Genomic DNA, 17,572 nt, shown 5'->3' with positions numbered 1-17,572 from the left:
CGCATATTCTTACATACTAATCGGCGCTGCAGCCTTGGCAGCGGTCGACTGGTATGCCTACCATCTAATTAGTAACCATACTTACTAATTAATCCTGCTGGTTCCAGAGTCCAGCTGCGCATCAAGGAAAGTGAGTGACGATGACGGAAAACCAGTGGCCTGAGGCTTCTGCCGGAAGCTCCCTCGACCAGTACGGAAACCCCGCACCCACCGATGCTTCGGCGGAGCCGGAAACGTACATCACCAAGAAGGAGGCCGTAAAGGAGGAGGCGCCGAAGATCGCCGGGCAGGCGGCTGATGCGGCCCGCAGTGTGGCTCAAACCGCCAAGCTCGAAGCCGGACACGTCGCAACCGAAGCAAAGTCCAGTGCCCAGGATCTGCTGCAGCAGGCGAAGTGGGGCCTGAGCAGCCAGTCCGGCGAGCAGCAGCGGAAAGCTGCCGAAGGCATCCGGACCATCTCCAGCCAGTTGCACACCATGGCTGATGCCACGGAGGAACAGGGAGTGGCCAGTGACCTGGTCCGCCGGGTTGCCGGGCAGGCGTCCTCAGCTGCCTCCTGGATCGAAGGCGCTGAACCTCGCGAGCTCCTGGATCAGGTGCAGTCCTTCGCCCGCCGCAAGCCGGGGACGTTCCTGCTCCTGGCTGCCGGCGCGGGGCTCCTCGCGGGGCGCCTCGCGCGCGGGCTCCAAGCAGGGGCCCCGGCGGCAGAGCCCGCAGTCCCGCCGATGCCTGCGCAGGCACCGGCCAGGGGAACAACTGCTCCGTGGGGCGAGGAGCCGGTTTACCAGGAACGGGCAACCACTCCCGCTACCTACGGTGAAACCATTTACGGGGAGCCTGCCCGTCCCGCCTATTCAGGCACGGAAGCGGCCGGTGTGCCTTTGAGGAATCCGGATGATCCCTACAGCGAGGTCCGGGCGGCGGAGAGCCAGCCGTGATCGGCCAGCGCTGAGGTCGAACCTGAAAAACTGCCACCAAACCAAAGGATCGGAACATGAAGAAACTGCTGTTTGCTTTGCTCCCCACCATCATCAGCCGGATAATGCAGGCGCGGAAAACGAAGCAGATGCGCGCCGGCCAGACCCGCCCGCCCCGCAACCGCTTCTAGCGCAGCGCGGCGCGGCGACGAAGTTCCGTTCGCTCCTCCCCAGTTGCTTCCGGGGGCCCAAAGGTTCTGAGCCGGGACACGCCGTCGTACACGGCGCGGCGTCCTGAGGCGCGGGAAGCAACCGGGCAGGAGCGCACGACGGCGGCCGGCGGGAAGGGGGAAGGCGTGCGGCGCTGCGCGAAACAGGCTGGCCCTAAACGCCGGAGCTGCACTGAACCTTTGCTTCAGTGGGAGCGGGCGGCGCGGGACTGCAAGCGCCGCGCCTTCACCCACTTTTCAACGAAGCCCATCGCCCGCGTGGCCAGCATCCAGTAGAGGACCCCGCAGGCCAGAGACGCCAGCACAGCGAGCCCCTTGTCCACCGGATCCACGAGTGGGTACACCAGCCAGTGCGTCACGTAGATGTGCAGTGACGCGCTTGCCAGCAGCGCGGTGATCCGGTGAAGTCCGCGCGGCACATGCAGGGTGGGCACCCAGAGCAGGATCAGGCAACCCGCCAGAATCGTCGCACTCCGGTAAGGGTTGTCGAAGGATTCGGGGACGATCAGGAGCGCAACCGCCGTCACGGCCGCTTTCTGCCACAGCGTGCGCGACGCGGCGGCAGCCCAGCCCAGCCCGAACAGCCACAGCACCGGGCCCTGGCCGGGATAACGGCTCTCCACGAGGCCAAAAAGCAGCGGCAGGTCAACCGCCACCAGGGCCAGCCCGAAGGCCCACGGCCACCGGCGTACGGCCCGGTCAACAGCAGGGACCGCCAGCAATGCAGCGAGCCCGATCAGGATGTGGACCAGGATCTCCACAAACCAGAAACGGGAATAGTCGGTCCACCCCTCCGGCCCCAGCAGCGGGTTCAGCAGGAATATGTTGTACCAGGCATATTTGTCCGTCACGGCGAACGCGAGGCCGATGACCGCAACGCTGGGCACCACAATCCGGGCGATGCTGCGCAGCTGCCGCCGCAGCCGTGCAGTGCGCGCGCCGGAGAGCTGGAAACGGGCAAAGTTGTAGCCGGCCACGGCCATGAGCACGTGGGCGGTGCCTGTCCAATGGAAGAAGCCAATGTGGGTGGAGACGATGCAGATGATGGCGACGGCACGGAGCACGATCCCCGTCTCCATCGGCGCCAGCAACTTCCGCCGCCAGCTGGGCGCCCCGACCGGCTTTACCGAAACAGGATTCCCCGACGGCGGGACCCGGCCGGGCGCTGCGTGCGTCGCAGGCGAAAGTTCGCAGACCGGCATCAGATGCCAGCCCTCGGGAAGGTATCCGAGCGCCTGCTCCAGCCGGATGGACGCCGCGACGTAGGACAGGGAATCTCCGCCGAGGGAAACGAACGTGTCCGTATCGCCCACGTCGTCCTGTTCAAGGACCTCCAAGAAGATGCGCCGGACGTCAGCAGTACCTTCCGCGGAATGCGGCGCAGCATCGGGACGGCCGCCGTCGTCCTCTTGTCCACCAGCGAGGGCGACGACGGCCGGATAGTCCGGCTTCCCGTTGGCAAGGCGCGGGATGGCTTCCACGGGAACGAGGCGGACGGCGGCGCGCGGCAGGCCCAGGTCCTGCGCCAGGGTTTTGGCGATCAGGGCGAGATCGTGGTCGCCTTCGACGGCGGCCACCACCTCGTGGTCGGAACCGGCAGCGGCCGCAGTCACGCCCAGGTCAGCAAGCAGACGTTCAACCTGCCCCAGGTCCACCCGGAGCCCCACGATCTTCACGAAACGGCTGCGCCTGCCGACAATCTCGTAGAGTCCGTCGGGGCCGCGGCGGGCCAGGTCCCCGGTGTGAAGCTCGGTGACGGTGCGTCCCAGTGCCAGGTCTTCCGGCCGCTCGGCGTACCCCAGCATCACGTTGGGTCCGCTGTAGACGAGCTCAGAGGCATCGAGTCCGGGAAGGGGCTCAAGCCGGAAGGACCCGCCGGGCACCGGCACCCCGATGGCATGCGGACTTTCTGCCGCTTGGTCCGGCGGCAGGTACGCCATCCGGGCCGTGGCTTCGGTCTGGCCGTACATCACAAACAGGTCCCACCCCTGCCGCCGGCCCAGCTCCGCGTAGGAGCGCACGCGGTCAGGAGCAAGCCGCCCTCCCGCCTGCGTGATGTACCGGAGGCTGGGCACATCCATGTCCGCGAAGCCCACGCGGTCCAGGAGGTCGAAGGTGTACGGCACCGCGGCGAAGGACGTCACGTTCCCGCTGCGGACGAGTTCCCAGAAGCACGGGTCCACCACGGAGAGATCCGTCAGCGCCAGGGATGCCCCCGTCAGGAGGTGGCTGTTCACCACACTCATCCCGTAGCAATAGGAGAGGGGGAGCGTGGTGGCGGCGGTGTCGCTGGGACGCAGCTGCAGGTATTGGGCGATGGCTGCGGCATTGGCCTGGATGCTGTCCGCGGAAAGCCGAACCAGCTTGGGCGAACCGGTGGACCCGGACGTACTCAGCAGCAGCGCCAGCTCCGGATGCAGATCATGGTGGCTTTGCTCGCGGCGCACGTCGAGGGCCGCTTCGCCGTTCGACGCGCGGACCACAACGTCCGGATCATAGGCCGCCACCAGCGCCTCCGCAGCGGAGTCCCCGCTGGGAAGGATCAGCAGCGGATTGCCGGACGACAGGGCCGCGAGATAGGCCACCAGGGCCGGCAGGGTGTTCCCGGCTTCCAGCGCGATGAGGCGGCCGGGCCCGAACGACCGGGCCACGTCCTCCACGCGGCGGGCCAGTTCGCGGTAGCTCAGCGACTCTTTGTTGGTGCTGACGGCGGTGCGGTCTCCGAAGCGGGCCAAGGTGGCGGCGAAGGAGACGCCGGCTAGCTCTGTCTGTAAGGTCACCGGAGCACAGTAGAAGGTAAACCTTACCTAACTCAACTGGACTATGTGGGCCGTAACAATGGACGACGGCGGCCGGCAGTCGATTCCCCCGTTGTCAGTTGGCCACTGTGAAGGGAATTACGGTCACCCCGGAGTTTGTCGAACCCAGCTTGTTGTCACGGCACGACGTTCGCAGGTGTAGTTTGTGTACGCCATTGGCCAGGGTCCTGGTATCGATCGAGATGGGGGCGGACCCGAAGGGCTCGGCGCCGTATGGACCTGCAGAGTCCCAAAGTACGGCTCCGGCGTTGGACGGAACGGCGTGGAAGTCCGGGTCGATCGAGATGAATGAGCGCGTCGCCGGGAGCGAGCCATCGGTGCGACTGGTCAGGCCCAGTACCGGAGTCCAGACACCTGACACCGGACTGTCTGGAAGGGCAACGCTACGGACGGAGGCCTCGCAATACTTGGCGTGGGTGTACCATCCCTTGCCCCGCAGGAACGCATCCCTCGACACGTCGGAGGGGGACTTGCCGTTTTGGATGCCGACTTGCCAGTTGAAGTTGGTTTGCATGACCTTGCCGTCCGGTTCCGGGATAAACCCACGAAAACGCACGTCCTGCAAGCCTGAATGGTTGAACGCAGAGATTGGCCGCGAGAACGTCAGCCAGCGCTCACAGGTTCCGGTACAGGTGAAGTCGCCCTTGCCTGTGCGGGACGGGCCGGGACACGTGAAGTTCGTTGCTGCAGCCCGTAGGTAGCACTTCTGAACAGTCTTTTCGGTGTCGGAGGTTTTGAACACCATAGCGACGTAATCCGCCGTGCCCGGATTGTCATGGAGGATCACCCGCACATTCACCGTGAGGTTACCCGAACTAATCGTTTCACGTTCAGGGATGCACGCCCCCAGGTGGGCATGGCCGGTATTGGTGATGGAGTTGTTGGCCTGGTCAGTGTCCGGCATCCACCACGCCTGGGTGTCCACGAACTGCCGGGTTTCGTTGTACGTGGTGCCTTCGGCGGCAGGTGCACCCATGCACGGGCCGGCCACAGCCGGAGCAGCACCGGAACTCAGTGCAGGCATGAGCGCCCAGGTCAACGCAATACCAGATACCACTGCCAAGAATCGTCTCATGACCATCCATCCTCCGGCTCGCCATCGCCTGCCGAGCACGATGATGGCCGGATTCATTGACGCCTCGGCGCCTGCGGGATTCCGCGACCGGCGGAGCCGGTGTATGTCGATCCGGGAAGCTGCGCGCCTGCGTTCTGCCGGTCGCCGGCGTCCCGTACCGAACCGTGAGATGTTTCCGATGCTATTAAGGCCACATGAAGCTCGGCCAGTATATGCCGGGGATAAGAGGCAAAACCAGCGTGGCAGGGGGCTTCCGGTACTCGTTATTTTTGGCTGGCACTACCCGTTGCCATGTGACGACGACGAAAAATGCGGACCCAAGATCCTGGTCCACGGGACTGGAAGCCGTGGACGGCTTGCCGATGAACTTTTCCCGGCCGGGCCTATCTAGGATTTGTTGCCGGAAACCGCGGAGCTTACGGCCGTTGGGCTGTCGTATTCCCGGTCCGGGATGGCCTCGAGGGCCTTAATCACGTTGCTGTCAGCGCCCGAGTCCTTTGCTTTGGATACCAACGCCTCGCGGCTGGCGGGATAGTCCACGCCGCCGAGGAACTTTTGAATCTGGATCGGGTTGGGTGTTTCGGCCATGGTGTCGGTTCCTTTCTGGTGCCAGTTCTGATGTCCGCGGCTACTCTCCCGGCATGCGGAGCCGCGCAGGAGTTCATCGTAGGCCGGACGTTCCGGCGGGGAAAGGGTGCGGCTGCCACCGCCGGCCGTTGAGGCCGACATGGAGAGCAGTGGCAGAGATGACCAGGGCTGCCCCGGCCTGCGCTGCCCCGGTCTCCGCTGCACCGGTCTGCGCTGCACCGGTCTGCGCTGCGCATATTCCGTGCCGACCCTCAAATACCCGTCGCGCCAGGGAATGTGCGCGTCACTATCGGGTTTGCGCGTCGATAAGTGCAGAACGCGTACGACGGCGGGGCACACCGGCCGCTGCCAACTTATGTTCCAGCGTCCCTGCCGTGAGATCGGCCCAGTCCCAGCGGACCACGCCCAGTCCCGTGGCCCGGATCCGGTTTTCGCGATTCTTTTCGGCCACAACAGCTTGAGACGCGGTTTGGCCCTTGAGGTATTCGGGTTTGACGTACTTCTCTTCGCCATCAAACTCGCCAACTACCTTGGCCTGCTTCCACTGGAAGTCCGTGTAGCCCACCAGGCCTGCAGCATCGTAAATCTCCTGTTGAAGAACCGGGGCTTCGAAGCCGGCCAGATGGATCAATGCGCGGCTCCACGATTCCCCGGCTGACCCCGAAGCAGGATCGGCAAATCCGATCACCGCCCGGATCCTCCGCCCGGCGGCAGCGGAATAGTTCGATCCGATGCCTGCCTCCAGTTCAGCCTTGGTTACGGCAGGCAGCCGCCGGGCTCTGTCCGGCCGAAGCACGTGGTCTATGGGTACTACAGCTTCTGCGAATGGAGTGAAGGCTGCAAGGTCCAGGACGGTGCGTATGCGGTCGGTCACCAGCAGGCCGTCGCGCCTGGCGACCTTCAGGCCTGCCGCCGCCGCAAAGTGGCGGCGGACTCCGGCACGTGAGCGTCCGCCGTCGTTCTTCAAAGTGAGGGCCTGGACCGGGTGGTGCAGGCCAACGAAGGGTATTCCCCACACGCTCGCGGCAGACTGCCGGGCGAAGACGGTGGGTTTCTCGAACGTTTCGCCGGCTGCCTGGACGCGGAGGCGGTACTGCTCCCACGGCAACAGACTTTTCCAAGCCGCCCCGTCAACGTAGACGCCGTGCCGAACGCGGACCAGCGCGCCCGCCTTCACGCGCTTGGCGAGCTCATTCGGGGTCAGCCCGTGCAGGAGGCGGTCACGGGACAACAGGAGTGGTGGCAGATCCGGCATAAAGCCAAGTTGCCAGCTAGGCATCATCCGGCGGGAGGGGTATCTACGGCTATGTGGAGAAGTTCTGTCGACGCGCGTATTCAGTCCCGAACCACATCTGCGCTGGCGCACCCGAAATATGGGGTGCGCCAAGGAACGTCCGCGTCGAAACCGGATCTGCGCGTCGCAGGGTGGAGTGGTCAACGGTGCTGGGGTTCTCAGGGGAGTCGTCTATCCCTAAGGCCTGGATCATGACTCAGCGGGGCAACCTGCCGGCCGCTCATCGAACTGAAGTGGGCTTCGTCAGTGAAGACGATCCGTAAGGTGCGGTTTTCAGCAACAGCGGCTACGGAGGGCGGCGCCAGTCCATGGTCCGGGGATTTTTGTCCCGGCATGTGCTGGGGAGTGGGGGATGCCGGCCGGGCAGTGGCCGCACTCGGGCCGGACCAGGTCCGGACAAAGAGATCGACGGCGGCGGTGACCGGGGCAGGGGCGGACGGATCACGTGCGAAGGCCCACCAGGTTCCGGTTCCCTGGCGAATGCCTGCAATGAATTGATGCGGGGGCAAAGTCACCCGCCCAGTGGGTGTTGCGGCGGGCATTCCGGTGAGGACATCCACCGGCGTTCCCTTTCGGCCGTATGCCAGCAGTGCAACGTCTGAGGCCGCACCGCTGGAACTACCCAGAAGAGCAATCCAGAATGCCTCGTTTGGCGGGGAGGGCACCTCAAGCTGCGCAGGCCCGGAGACGTGAATCGGCAGGGCGCCATGGCTGGAGGGCAAGGCGGACAGGGAACCGGCTCCGGGGTAGGGGTAACGCTGAAACGAGACTGACACGCCCTTGGTGATCTCAAACTCGTACACGCGCTCTATTGTCCCGGTTCGCCTGAGACCGTCCCGCGCCAGATACTCTCCGCTGCGACCGCTGGTATGCCAAGCCGGCGCGCGTCCTCCCGCAATGCCTCTGGCATGCGGGGTGCGGCCGTGCCGGCAGGGTTCGGCATGGCGGCCGGTGGCCGGCGCCCACTGGATCGCGTGCTTCGCGGTCCGTGCGCTGCATTCCACAGGCCAAGTTGTTGGGCGTGCGCTGAGCGGCTGGCCTCGTCGGTGGCCCAGGCGAAATACGGGCCAATGCTCCGGTTCGCGTGAACCCGCGACCAAAGGCTGGCGGGAACGAGATCAGGGTTGTCGTAACTGGCCTCGACGATGATCTGCCAGCTGCGGCTGAACATGGGAGCCGCGGTGAAGGGCTTGTCCGGACGTGCAGCGGGATCAGCGGACCGCAAGGCCAGAGCCTCGACGTCGGGATGCCAGGACCGGACCAGCCCCCGCAGCCTTGCTACGGCGGCAGCGAAGACCTCCTCAAGTGCCGGGTCTGGTTCGGTGGCAGTGTCCATGGCCATGAGCAGCAGGTGTCCGCCGATGATTCCGGCAATAGGGTCATCAAACTCTTCCAGCAGCAGTTTTTGCAGTTTGGTGCCCCGTGCACCGCCGAGCAGGTTGCGCCCTTGCGTGAAGGCAATCCTCGCGGCCTCGATCACAGCGTCCTGCCCGGCCTGCGGGAGCTCCCGGTCATCTGTAGAGGCCAGCGCGTACAACTCCCGGACGGCTTCCTGCCCGGACGTCCCCGGCGGTTTCCAGATGTCACGCATGAAGATGGCTGCATCGCCTGTTGGCATCAGCCTGCTGCTTTTCGACTGCCCGGCAATCGGCGTCGGACGCTTGATGGCCAGCTGTGTCAGCCAGCTGGGAGCGGCAACGATGCTTGCTTCCAGTTGCGCGCCGGATGGGGGCGTGATCCGCAGGAAGTAAACGCCAGGCTCGACGTTCTGTTCCCACACGGCCACGCGGTCCACCGGGGATTTGTCGTCAAAGGTGCATTCCGCAGCCATGTGCGCCAGAAGCTGTCCATCAAACCGGAAGATATCGAGCCCCTGCATCGGATGCAACGAAGGGGCCGGGACACTGGTCAGCGGTTCCTCTGTCCAATACCGCGAGAGCACCGAGATTTGAGCGTTGCCGGCTTTCCTGTCCGCGAACATCCCCCTGCCTGCAGCGGCCTCGGCGAACTGCCGGACGTGGGACTCATGCGTGAAGGCGCTTCCCGGGATCGGGGCGGGGGATGGCAGCGCCCGTGCCGCCATGCTGTCCCGCGCCGTATCCCAGTCGAGGAGGAGGATTTCCTCCTTTATGGTCCCCATCTCCCGTCCGATCTGGGTTCGCACTTTGTAGACACCGGGGACGTCGCGCTCGTGCAGCTCCCCGGTGGACGTGTAAATCTTTGTGAAGTTGTGGTCCATGACCGTGATGGTGGCGGCGGCATTCTGTGCCACGACGTCCAGTGTGAACTGCCCCTCGGCGGGTGGTTCGATGACGGCGTTGCCTCGATCACTGACAGCACAAGTCACGCTGCCGGTCCCTGTGACCTGGAAGCCGTGACGCAGTCCTGCCGCAGCGACCTCCGCTACGTAGAGGCCTCGAACCAATTCACCGGTCCATTCCGCGCCCGTCAGGATTGCCTCGACAACAGGTTTATGGGGGCTTCCCGCCCAGATCTTCAGGAGCTCCCCGGCGGCGGCTGCAGGAAAGGTGAGGCGCACGGGATACTTTGGCCGAGCCGGGAAACGCGCGAAGAGGATGTCCCCACCCGTACGCACGGATGCCTGCAAATCAACGGAGTTGGCTGCCTTGACAGGTTCAGGGAGAAACTCCGGCATCACGGTGTGCAGGAAATTCTTCAGGCCTTCAGCCGTGACCCGCCCCCGATAATCTGCGGCGCCTCCGCGTAAGCCCTGAAGCAGGGTCCAGGTGAACACGCCGTGCACCAGGCCGTCGGTCATCTTGCCTTCGATGGCGCTCTTGGTTTCGGCCGCCGTAGCCACGAATTCCGGGCCGGGGGTTCCAGTCCCGATTTGTGGACGCATGTTAACCGGGCGGACAGGGATGGACTGCTGGTAGTTCATGCAGCAGTCCATCCACAGGACAAATTCTTCGAAACGTTGAGCGGTGCGGAACCATTTCAGCCAGCCGTGGGCGTAGACGTAGGACATGCTCACCTGGGTGGCCTCGGCGGTGAAGAGCGCTCCCTCTTGTGCGACGGGGGAAAATCCATGCCCGGAAAAGTAAAGGTAAAGCCTGTGTCCGGATGCATTGCGGGTTTGCGCCTCGACCCACCTCAGCGCACGTTCCACTTCGGCTTCGGCCGGTTGCGGATCGTACGGGTCCGGCGGGACGTAGTCACAGGACCTGATGACCTTCACATTGCCGGGTGGCAGCCCGCCGCCACCCGGGTCCAGCAGCCACTCCACTACCGCTGTGGCGTCATTGTTGGGTCCATCCAGGTCGGAGGCAATGCCCGCGGCAGAAAGTTCCGGGTACTGTGCCACGCCAACGACGACAGCGTAGTCGGCCATGATTGAGCTCCCGCCTTCACATCACCACGGGTACGCGGTTCGGACGAAATCCTTGTCCGTAGTGGATAGGTCCTTGTTGAGCCCGGCCGAGAACCCGTCCGTGGTCCACGAGGCGGGAATCGGGTACATCATGATCGACGCAGGGTCGGTGGCGGTAGTGTCGACGTCGGACTTGTCGTACGTCTTGAAAATGTTGTTCTCGATCACCTCCGGGGTCCAGGAGTTCGGAGGTTTTGAGAGGTCGGCAATGACGGCTGCTTTGTTCCAGGCGATCGGTTTGTCCGGATTTTGATGCTCGTGGATCAAGCCGAGTGCATGGCCGAACTCGTGCAAAACAACACGTCGGAGTTCGTCGTCTGTTGAGTCCGGCCTCAGCCAGCCGTAATTCATGGTGGGGTCTGCGGCGGAAATTTGCTGCGCTTCGGTGCCGAGATAGGACCATGAGCCGTTGCCCTGTTCGAAGGCGATCCGTATATCCGCTGTGGAGCCATCCACGAAGTTCAGCTGCAGCCGTGCCATCTGGGGTCCGGTCCACTCTTGGGCAACGTCCTGCACGCGCCGTTGAAGGTCAACATCTCCGCCCAGGAAACCTACCTTGATGGTGGCGCCTTCCGGCCACTTTGCTTCATTCAGCACCGCCGCTTTTTCTTTGCTGGAGTGTGCCGGTGCTGACGGAATTGAGCAGTAGTGACTTTGGTTCTTCTCGGCCATCTCTTTCTCCTTTGTGCCTGCCGTTGCCAGCCCCGGGGTGACGAGTCACCCCATTCGTACGCCGTTTGGCGTTATTGGGCCGTTACTCCGGCGTTACGGCCGCCGTGGAGGCGGCTTTCAGTAAGGATGCCCGGAAGTCAGGCGCTGGCTAGTGCAGCCTGCCATGCCAGGGCCGCAACGGCAGGGTGGGAAATGTCGCTGTGTGCGCCGCCTGGACCACTGACCCTGTTGATCACCGTGGACGCATCGATGTTGTAGACCCCGCCGGCATGTAATTGGTAGTCGGTGTTCTCATCGCCTATTTCATGGTTTTTCGCGTCCTGTACACCCTGAATACCGAAGGCGCCCAGGCCGCCATAGCGGGGAAGATCCGCGAGGAGGACCTGCCCGGCAATTCCGGCGCCGAGCGGATAGAAGCGCCCCACCGCGTAGTCGAAGGTGGACCGGGTGGTCACAATGGGGCCGCGTACCAGCTCTTCCCGCAAAATACGGTGGAAGTGGCCCGGCTCAACCTCGTCCGGCACGGCCCGGGCGTAGGCCCAAAGGGACAGGGCACCCTGCACCAGGAACAGTGAATCCACCGGGCGGACTTCAGGCGCCCCCTCCGCGCCTGCCACCGCTGCGCTGACCACGATGCAACCGAAACTGTGTCCCATCAGGTGGAAGCGCACGTCCTGGTCCGCTGCGTCCTGAAGTTGACGAAGCAGGTGCGCGGCGCCGGTCTCACCGAACGCCAGGGCACGGGCCTTCATCATCCAGAATGACAGCTGACGGAACGGCGCGAGAACTGCGTCCTTTAGCCGGCTTGATGAGGCGCCGCCGCCGAGGAGGCCCGAGGCGGCGCTGGTGTCTTCAAGCGCCTGCTGGAACACACTCTCAGCGTCCCAGGCCTCGGCGGGCGCGTGGTCATCATCAGGGAGTTCACCGAGTTGCAGTTCACGGGACAGTGTCTGGTAGGCGGTCTGCAGCTGAGCGGTCAGGTGTTCATCCGCGCCGGAATCGGCGGCGGCTTCAAAGATGGTGCGGAGGGCGGCCCGGGCGTCCGGCGTGTCGGACAGGAGGTCGGCGTACCTGTCCACTGCATCGTCCACGGTGATAGCGTCCGACGGCGGCGCTTCGGCTCCCAGCAGTCCGTCACGTCCGGTCGCTACTATCGTGTCATTGCCCCACGCCTTGCTCGGCCAGTGCAATCCAACGATGAGGGGACGGAAGGGGCGTCCAATGTCGGCCGGCCTGGTGTCCCTGGTCATGGACACCCAGGCGTCGTACTGGGCCATGGCGCCCTCGGCATCGGAGTTCCAACCGTGGCTGAGGAGGAAAACGTCAGTGATGCCAGTTTCAGGGGACTCCAGGTCAGCGCGTACGGCTTCGCTGCCCCACGTGTTTGCGTCTTCCGGGATTTCAGTGCCGTGTTTGTCGTAGCGGATGAGGTGATACGTCAGGTCCGGGTGGTCCGGGATGTGCCTGATTACCATGGGGTGTCCTTCCTGGGCGTTGGTAGAGGATGCGGATTCAGTGACCTGCGCGGCTCATGGCCGGGTGGACCCGCGTGTCGCCGTCGCAGTGGATGCCGTAGATCAGGCCCAGCGGGTTGCCGTGCTGCTCGAAGAATTCGCGCCTCATCCGGAGGAAAACCTCGCCCAGGGAGCCGCCTTCCAGGAACTGGTCAAAGAATGATTTGGCCCACTCGGCCGCGAACAGGGCCGGCGTTTTGCACTCGGTTCCGATGACTCCGCGGGCGCCTTTTGCCATGAAGTAGGGCACGAACCCGTCGTAGAAAAGAGGTGAGAGTTCTGCGGATTCACAGGCGTTGATGAATACCAACGGGCTGCCTGCAAGTTGCACCGTGGTGGGTGCTTCCAGGTTCAGGTCCCCCAGCGTAATGCGTTCATCGCCGGAGAGCACCAGGCATGAGGCGTCCGGGCCATCACCAGTCAGGCCCGCCGCCACCGCATGGCAGAACAGGTAAAGAATCTGATCGGGGCTAGCTGCGTCCTTGAGCGCACCGACCAATTCGGCGCGTTTCGTGCGGCTTACCAGGTTGATGGGCGGCCTGAAGTCGGCAGCAGCGCCCCAGTACTGCACCTGTCGGGCCACGAAATCGGCGTGCATCTGCTCATCGATGCTCTCGTTGAAGTTCACGCTCACGGACAAACCCGTTGGCCCGCTGTCGATCACACCGCTGAGCGTCGTCATCGCCGTTTGAAGCGGGATCTGCTCAATGATGTGGCTCATGCCCAGGAACCGCCGCCAATCCGTCCCGCCGGCCTTCCACTCGTCGTCGATGTAGAGAAGTCCCCAGGGCACTGGAAAGTTGCGGGTTAAAAGCTGGATCTTAAGTACCTCGTCCCTGCCGGTGGTCTGTTGGCGCAGCCAATCGCCGAGGCGCCGGGCGTCCGCGCCGCCGGCGGGATGGTAGAAGATCTTCTGATAGAGACGGAACCCTTCCTTGGCGAGGATGCGCAGGGCGCCATCCCGGTCCTCGGGTGGAATGTCCAGCTGGGTACGGAATTTTTGCTTTCCGACGACGTCCAGAAGTGCGCGCCGCACCTGGTCTATCGCGGAGGCAAGTTCCTGCTCCTCGATAGGCAGGTAGACGCGGGCCGCCGTCGCCCCCCACGCGGTGCAGTTGTAACCTCCGCCAGGTGCCGGTTCGATGGCGAAACCGATGTCGCGTGGTTGCAGCGACGCGGCATCCGCCATGGGCCGCCCCTGCGACGACGACGTCAGAGGCCGGTCAGCAACGGCCCCTACGTCAATGGTTATTGTCAGTTGCTGAAGGAAGTTCCCGGCGTGATGCACGGTGGCCACCAGGTTGTGCCGGCCGGCCGTGCGCGGAACGATGTGGAATGCGGCCTTGCCGCCTGCCACACTCCGGCGGAAGTGCAGGGGGAGGCTCCGTTCGCGGACCTCAAAGTGGTCACTGTCGAGCTGCACCGTGATGGTCAGCTCCTCAGTTCCTGGGGGAAACAGGAGGTTGACCGGGGCGCCGCTGGCAATGACCGTGTTTTTTGCCGCTTGGTCGAGGCTGATCGCCAGGGTGTACGTTTCGCCCACCAGCAGGGGTTGGGCTGCGTCCGCGTCTTCAAGTTCGGCGTTGAGCCAGGCTTGCGCCGCGTTCGACGGCGGCAGCGGGGCCGCGGCGTCTGGGGTTGCCTCCGCCGGAGCTGCTTCAGCCTCGATGTCGCCGCTGTAGCGGGGCGGCATACTCTGCCGGGCCCAGTTTTCGAGGCGTTCCGCTAGGCCTGCATCCTTCCTTAAAACCTCTGCAAGCGCCGTTGCGAACGATTTCAGGAGTCCCGCATCGGCGGGCTTTTGTTGGAGTTCTGCAAACGCTGCGGCCAGCAGGGCGTCTTCCTTCGCTGCGTCCTCGATGGTGGCACGGAGGTACGTGCTGGCGGCGATATTGAGAAGGTCCTGGCGGAGGTCCTCGGCGGCCAGCCACGCCAGTTGCTCGATAGTTAGTTGGGGGTTCATGCGCGCAGCCTCCGCTGTCCGGTTTCGGGACGCCCGTGCCAGGGGCCCTAGCGTCCCACGAACCGGATCTGCCGGAGATCCGTCAGTTCGGTGAACAGGCCTTCGGTGTCCTCGAAGGGGTCCAGTGCGGTGAGGGCCCCGAACGAGACGCCCGTGCGCTGCTCAATGGAAGCAACAGACTGTTGCGCAGTCTTATGCTTGCCGAAGACAAATTCCTCTTCCCGCAGGAAATCCTGCTGGGACATGGTGTAGCCGGTGGCGCAGAGTTGGCCCGTCCCGTCATGGATGAACGCTATGACCTTCCAGAACTCGGTGGGGATCCGTACGCCGAACCTGACGGGGTCCTCCTCTGCCAGGAACGGACCGGTGAAAACGGAAATCCTCATGTCATCTTTGCGTGCGTTCTGCAGGGCGTAATTTTCGAGCTCGAGCCAGACGCCGCCGTTGAACGGCTGCATCTGGGGCACGGCATTGGTGACGTGCATCGAGTCCGCGTTTGCTTTCGCTGCGGACGCCTGGGGACCCCATACCGGGTCTTCCCGCCGTGTCATATGGCCGCGCGAAAACTTAGGCTCGGCCCCGTAGCACTCCTTGTGGATCTGTGCTTCGAGTGGAATGCGCGGGTCCGTGCGCCAGCCCGTGCGGGGCAGCGATATGGACTGCAGCCCGTCAATGTTGACGGCACTGAACAAGCACAGCCGCCGGCTCCTGCTCATCATCACGGCGAAGTGTTCGTACCGCAGCACGTCCTCGGTTTTTCCGTTCACGGTGAAGCCCAGGGCATCCTCCCGGCGCGTGGTCAACGACGGCAGGGGCACGGGAGTGCCCAGGAAGGCCTCCTCGTAGCCCAGCCGGTCGTTGTAGTCCGCGGCAACTGCCTCGGTGAATACGTCCTCGTCCCCGTCGCTGGTTTGTGAAGACGCGCCGGCCGCCCGGCCGCGTTGGCCTTCGCCATCGGGATAAGGGTTCCCGGCCTCTACTGTCACCCGCAGTGGAACCACGAACGAGAATTTGGTCTCCGTACGGGGGTCCGGCGACGCCAGGTGAGCTGTGGACGCCGGACTGTCCGGAACCTGCTGATCAACCCGGACCGGCAGGCGCCGCCCACTGAGGACCTTGTCCAGGCGCTCCGCCACAACGGTGCCCGGTACCGCGAAATTGCCCTGGAGGAACCGGCCGGCGAAGTGCAGGCCCACCGCCTTGCCAGTTGAGAGCGACAGCACTACTGACCCGGAGTTGCCGCCAAGGGTCGAACAGTCGTGGCGGACCGACGTCGGATCGGACCCGATCAACTGTCCGGGCGCCAGCCGCTTCTTGTTGTAGACGTTCCCGAAGATTTCGTCCATCAGTTGCTGGTCCGGGATTCGACTGTCGCGGGCCGGGTACCCGATCACAGCGACCATTTCGTTCTCATCTTCATGGCTGGACAGCCCGATCGGCCTTGCCAGCGAGCTCCCCCTGGTCGGGGTGAGGCGGATGAACGCCAGATCGGGGCCAGCCGAATCCTCGATATGCAGGATGCGGTTCAGCCGGAAAGTGCGCTCCCTGGTGCTGCCGATTTCTTCCAGGAAGTCGATCGAGGCCTCCATCCGGGTGCCGGCAATGCCTTGCTTGAACACAAAAGAGGTGCCGTCGTGGCGCCCGAACTCCGCCGCCACGTGGCGGTTCGTCACCACCACATCGGGCTGCACCAGCCAGCCAGTGCCGAGCCAGGCCAGGCTGTGCCCTTCAACCTCGATCCGGCCCACGGCACGGGCAGCAGCCTGCAGGTGCCCTGATGCGTCCCGCAGCCGTGATTCCCAAACGCTGCTTTCGGGGTCGGAGAACACGAGTTGCGCCTCATCATCCACTACGGCCAGCACCGGCCGCCCGGTCCTCAACACGATGGTCTCCTGCGCGAACTCAAACCGGTCCACCGTCTGTCCGCCAATTTCCAGTTGTGGGCCACGGCCTGGCTGCGCCAATTCAAAGTCACCCACGGCCCCTCCTGGAACGGACGGTGTGGCCGCACGGCGTTCGAGCATTTCCTCGCCCAGCTGGCCATCCCGGCTTTCGATCCGGGCGTTGGCGGCCCGAAGGCGGCCGATGAGATCCTCCACTTGCTTGCCTTTCGATCGATGTCAGGACGGAGCCTTCAAACTGACGCGCCAAGCTCGGCCGCCACGGCAGCGGTGTTCATCCGGAGGATGCTCGCTGCCACTGACAATTCCAGTCCTTCGAGGGTGTCCCTGGGGGTGTGCTCATCGGTATTCAACTGGTCCTCGCCTTCGATGGTCAGCACGGCAGGCAGGCCGGCGTTAATGAAGGACACATGGTCAGAGGCGAAGGGCTCAAGCGAGACGAACACCTCCAGGTCGGACGTGTCATGGGCGGCCTGTGCCAGTGCGTCGATCACGTGTTGGGAAACTGCCGCGCCCTCAAGCAGCACAGATGGTGCCGCGGTGTTGAGCCGGCTGATCATGTCCATGTTGACGGCCATGCTGATCCTCGACCTTTCGGCTGCAGGCAGGCCCGCAACGTGGACGCGGCTCCCGTGCAGCCCTTGTTCCTCGCCACCGAACAGGACCAGGCGCAGGTCGTGCCGCGCGGTGGTGGCGGCCAAAAGGCGGGCGATTTCCAGGACTCCGGCCGCACCCGAGGCGTTGTCATCCGCCCCGGGTGCTGGTGCATTGGTTCCGCCGGCCTCGTTGATCGAGTCCAGATGCGCGACGACGTACACGAGCCGCCGCTCATCTGCGGCGGCCGTGCCGGGCTTCTCAGCGATGACGTTGAGGGTCTGGCGGCCACCGAAGGAGACCGGCTCTTCGCGGGTGGCATAGCCGAGCGCAGTAAGCCGTTCACCAGCCCTTTGTGCCGCGTCGCGGTAGGACGGCGAGAACGAATGACGCGTGGGGTGCGCGGTGAGCTCTTTGAGGACCTCAAGGTATGTGTCTGCCGAGACGCCGTCGGCCAGGGCCGTCGTCGTCGCCATTTCGGCGCCGCGGAGCGGGGCGGCCTCTGTCCGCGGCAGCAGGACTGGCCGCGGCCGTCCTGCTGCCCGGCCGCGGCAACCTGAAGCGGGCACCTGTCCATTCATGGCTCTCCCCGTTGGGCGTTATTGCAGGTCATG

At 64.4% G+C, this 17,572-nt stretch carries 12 protein-coding genes; 1 reads left to right on the top strand and 11 read right to left on the bottom strand.

Annotation, left to right across the window (positions count from 1 at the left end; translation table 11 throughout):
* Positions 1-140: 140 nt before the first annotated feature.
* A complete protein-coding gene (locus FBY31_RS09070) occupies positions 141-938 on the top strand; it encodes a hypothetical protein (RefSeq protein WP_235013195.1) in 798 nt (265 codons plus the stop codon).
* 394 nt (positions 939-1,332) lie between these two features.
* Here FBY31_RS09070 and FBY31_RS09065 read toward each other — a convergent pair whose 3' ends face one another.
* The 11 genes from FBY31_RS09065 to FBY31_RS09015 form a co-directional block, all read right to left on the bottom strand.
* Positions 1,333-3,927 carry an AMP-binding protein gene (locus tag FBY31_RS09065; RefSeq protein ID WP_142039574.1) on the bottom strand — a complete coding sequence of 865 codons (2,595 nt, stop codon included), beginning with the start codon at positions 3,925-3,927 and terminating at the stop codon, positions 1,333-1,335.
* Positions 3,928-4,021: 94 nt separating this feature from the next.
* Positions 4,022-5,098, bottom strand: coding sequence for a hypothetical protein (locus FBY31_RS09060; protein ID WP_160142455.1), 1,077 nt, complete (start codon positions 5,096-5,098; stop codon positions 4,022-4,024).
* A 330-nt stretch (positions 5,099-5,428) separates the two neighbouring features.
* Entirely contained in the window at positions 5,429-5,629 is a 201-nt protein-coding gene (locus tag FBY31_RS09055; protein WP_142039569.1) for a DUF2795 domain-containing protein, read from the bottom strand.
* Positions 5,630-5,915: 286 nt separating this feature from the next.
* Complete coding sequence (locus FBY31_RS09050) at positions 5,916-6,884, bottom strand: hypothetical protein (protein ID WP_142039566.1); 969 nt, start codon at positions 6,882-6,884, stop codon at positions 5,916-5,918.
* A 197-nt stretch (positions 6,885-7,081) separates the two neighbouring features.
* On the bottom strand, positions 7,082-7,726 hold the full coding sequence (locus tag FBY31_RS09045) for a hypothetical protein (RefSeq protein ID WP_142039563.1): 645 nt from the start codon (positions 7,724-7,726) through the stop codon (positions 7,082-7,084).
* A 5-nt stretch (positions 7,727-7,731) separates the two neighbouring features.
* A complete protein-coding gene (locus FBY31_RS09040) occupies positions 7,732-10,275 on the bottom strand; it encodes a caspase family protein (RefSeq protein WP_142039560.1) in 2,544 nt (847 codons plus the stop codon).
* Between the two features lie 21 nt (positions 10,276-10,296).
* Positions 10,297-10,911, bottom strand: coding sequence for a M12 family metallopeptidase (locus FBY31_RS09035; protein ID WP_235012989.1), 615 nt, complete (start codon positions 10,909-10,911; stop codon positions 10,297-10,299).
* A gap of 212 nt (positions 10,912-11,123) precedes the next feature.
* A complete protein-coding gene (locus FBY31_RS09030) occupies positions 11,124-12,461 on the bottom strand; it encodes a hypothetical protein (protein WP_142039553.1) in 1,338 nt (445 codons plus the stop codon).
* 37 nt (positions 12,462-12,498) lie between these two features.
* On the bottom strand, positions 12,499-14,463 hold the full coding sequence (locus tag FBY31_RS09025; RefSeq protein ID WP_142039551.1) for a CHAT domain-containing protein: 1,965 nt from the start codon (positions 14,461-14,463) through the stop codon (positions 12,499-12,501).
* Positions 14,464-14,510: 47 nt separating this feature from the next.
* Positions 14,511-16,562, bottom strand: coding sequence for a DNA/RNA non-specific endonuclease (locus FBY31_RS09020; RefSeq protein ID WP_142039548.1), 2,052 nt, complete (start codon positions 16,560-16,562; stop codon positions 14,511-14,513).
* Between the two features lie 35 nt (positions 16,563-16,597).
* On the bottom strand, positions 16,598-17,539 hold the full coding sequence (locus tag FBY31_RS09015) for a M28 family metallopeptidase (protein WP_142039546.1): 942 nt from the start codon (positions 17,537-17,539) through the stop codon (positions 16,598-16,600).
* Positions 17,540-17,572 lie beyond the last annotated feature (33 nt).

It is taken from the genome of Arthrobacter sp. SLBN-100, from assembly GCF_006715305.1.
Taxonomy (GTDB): Bacteria; Actinomycetota; Actinomycetes; order Actinomycetales; family Micrococcaceae; genus Arthrobacter.
This window is presented reverse-complemented; position numbering and strand designations above follow the sequence as displayed.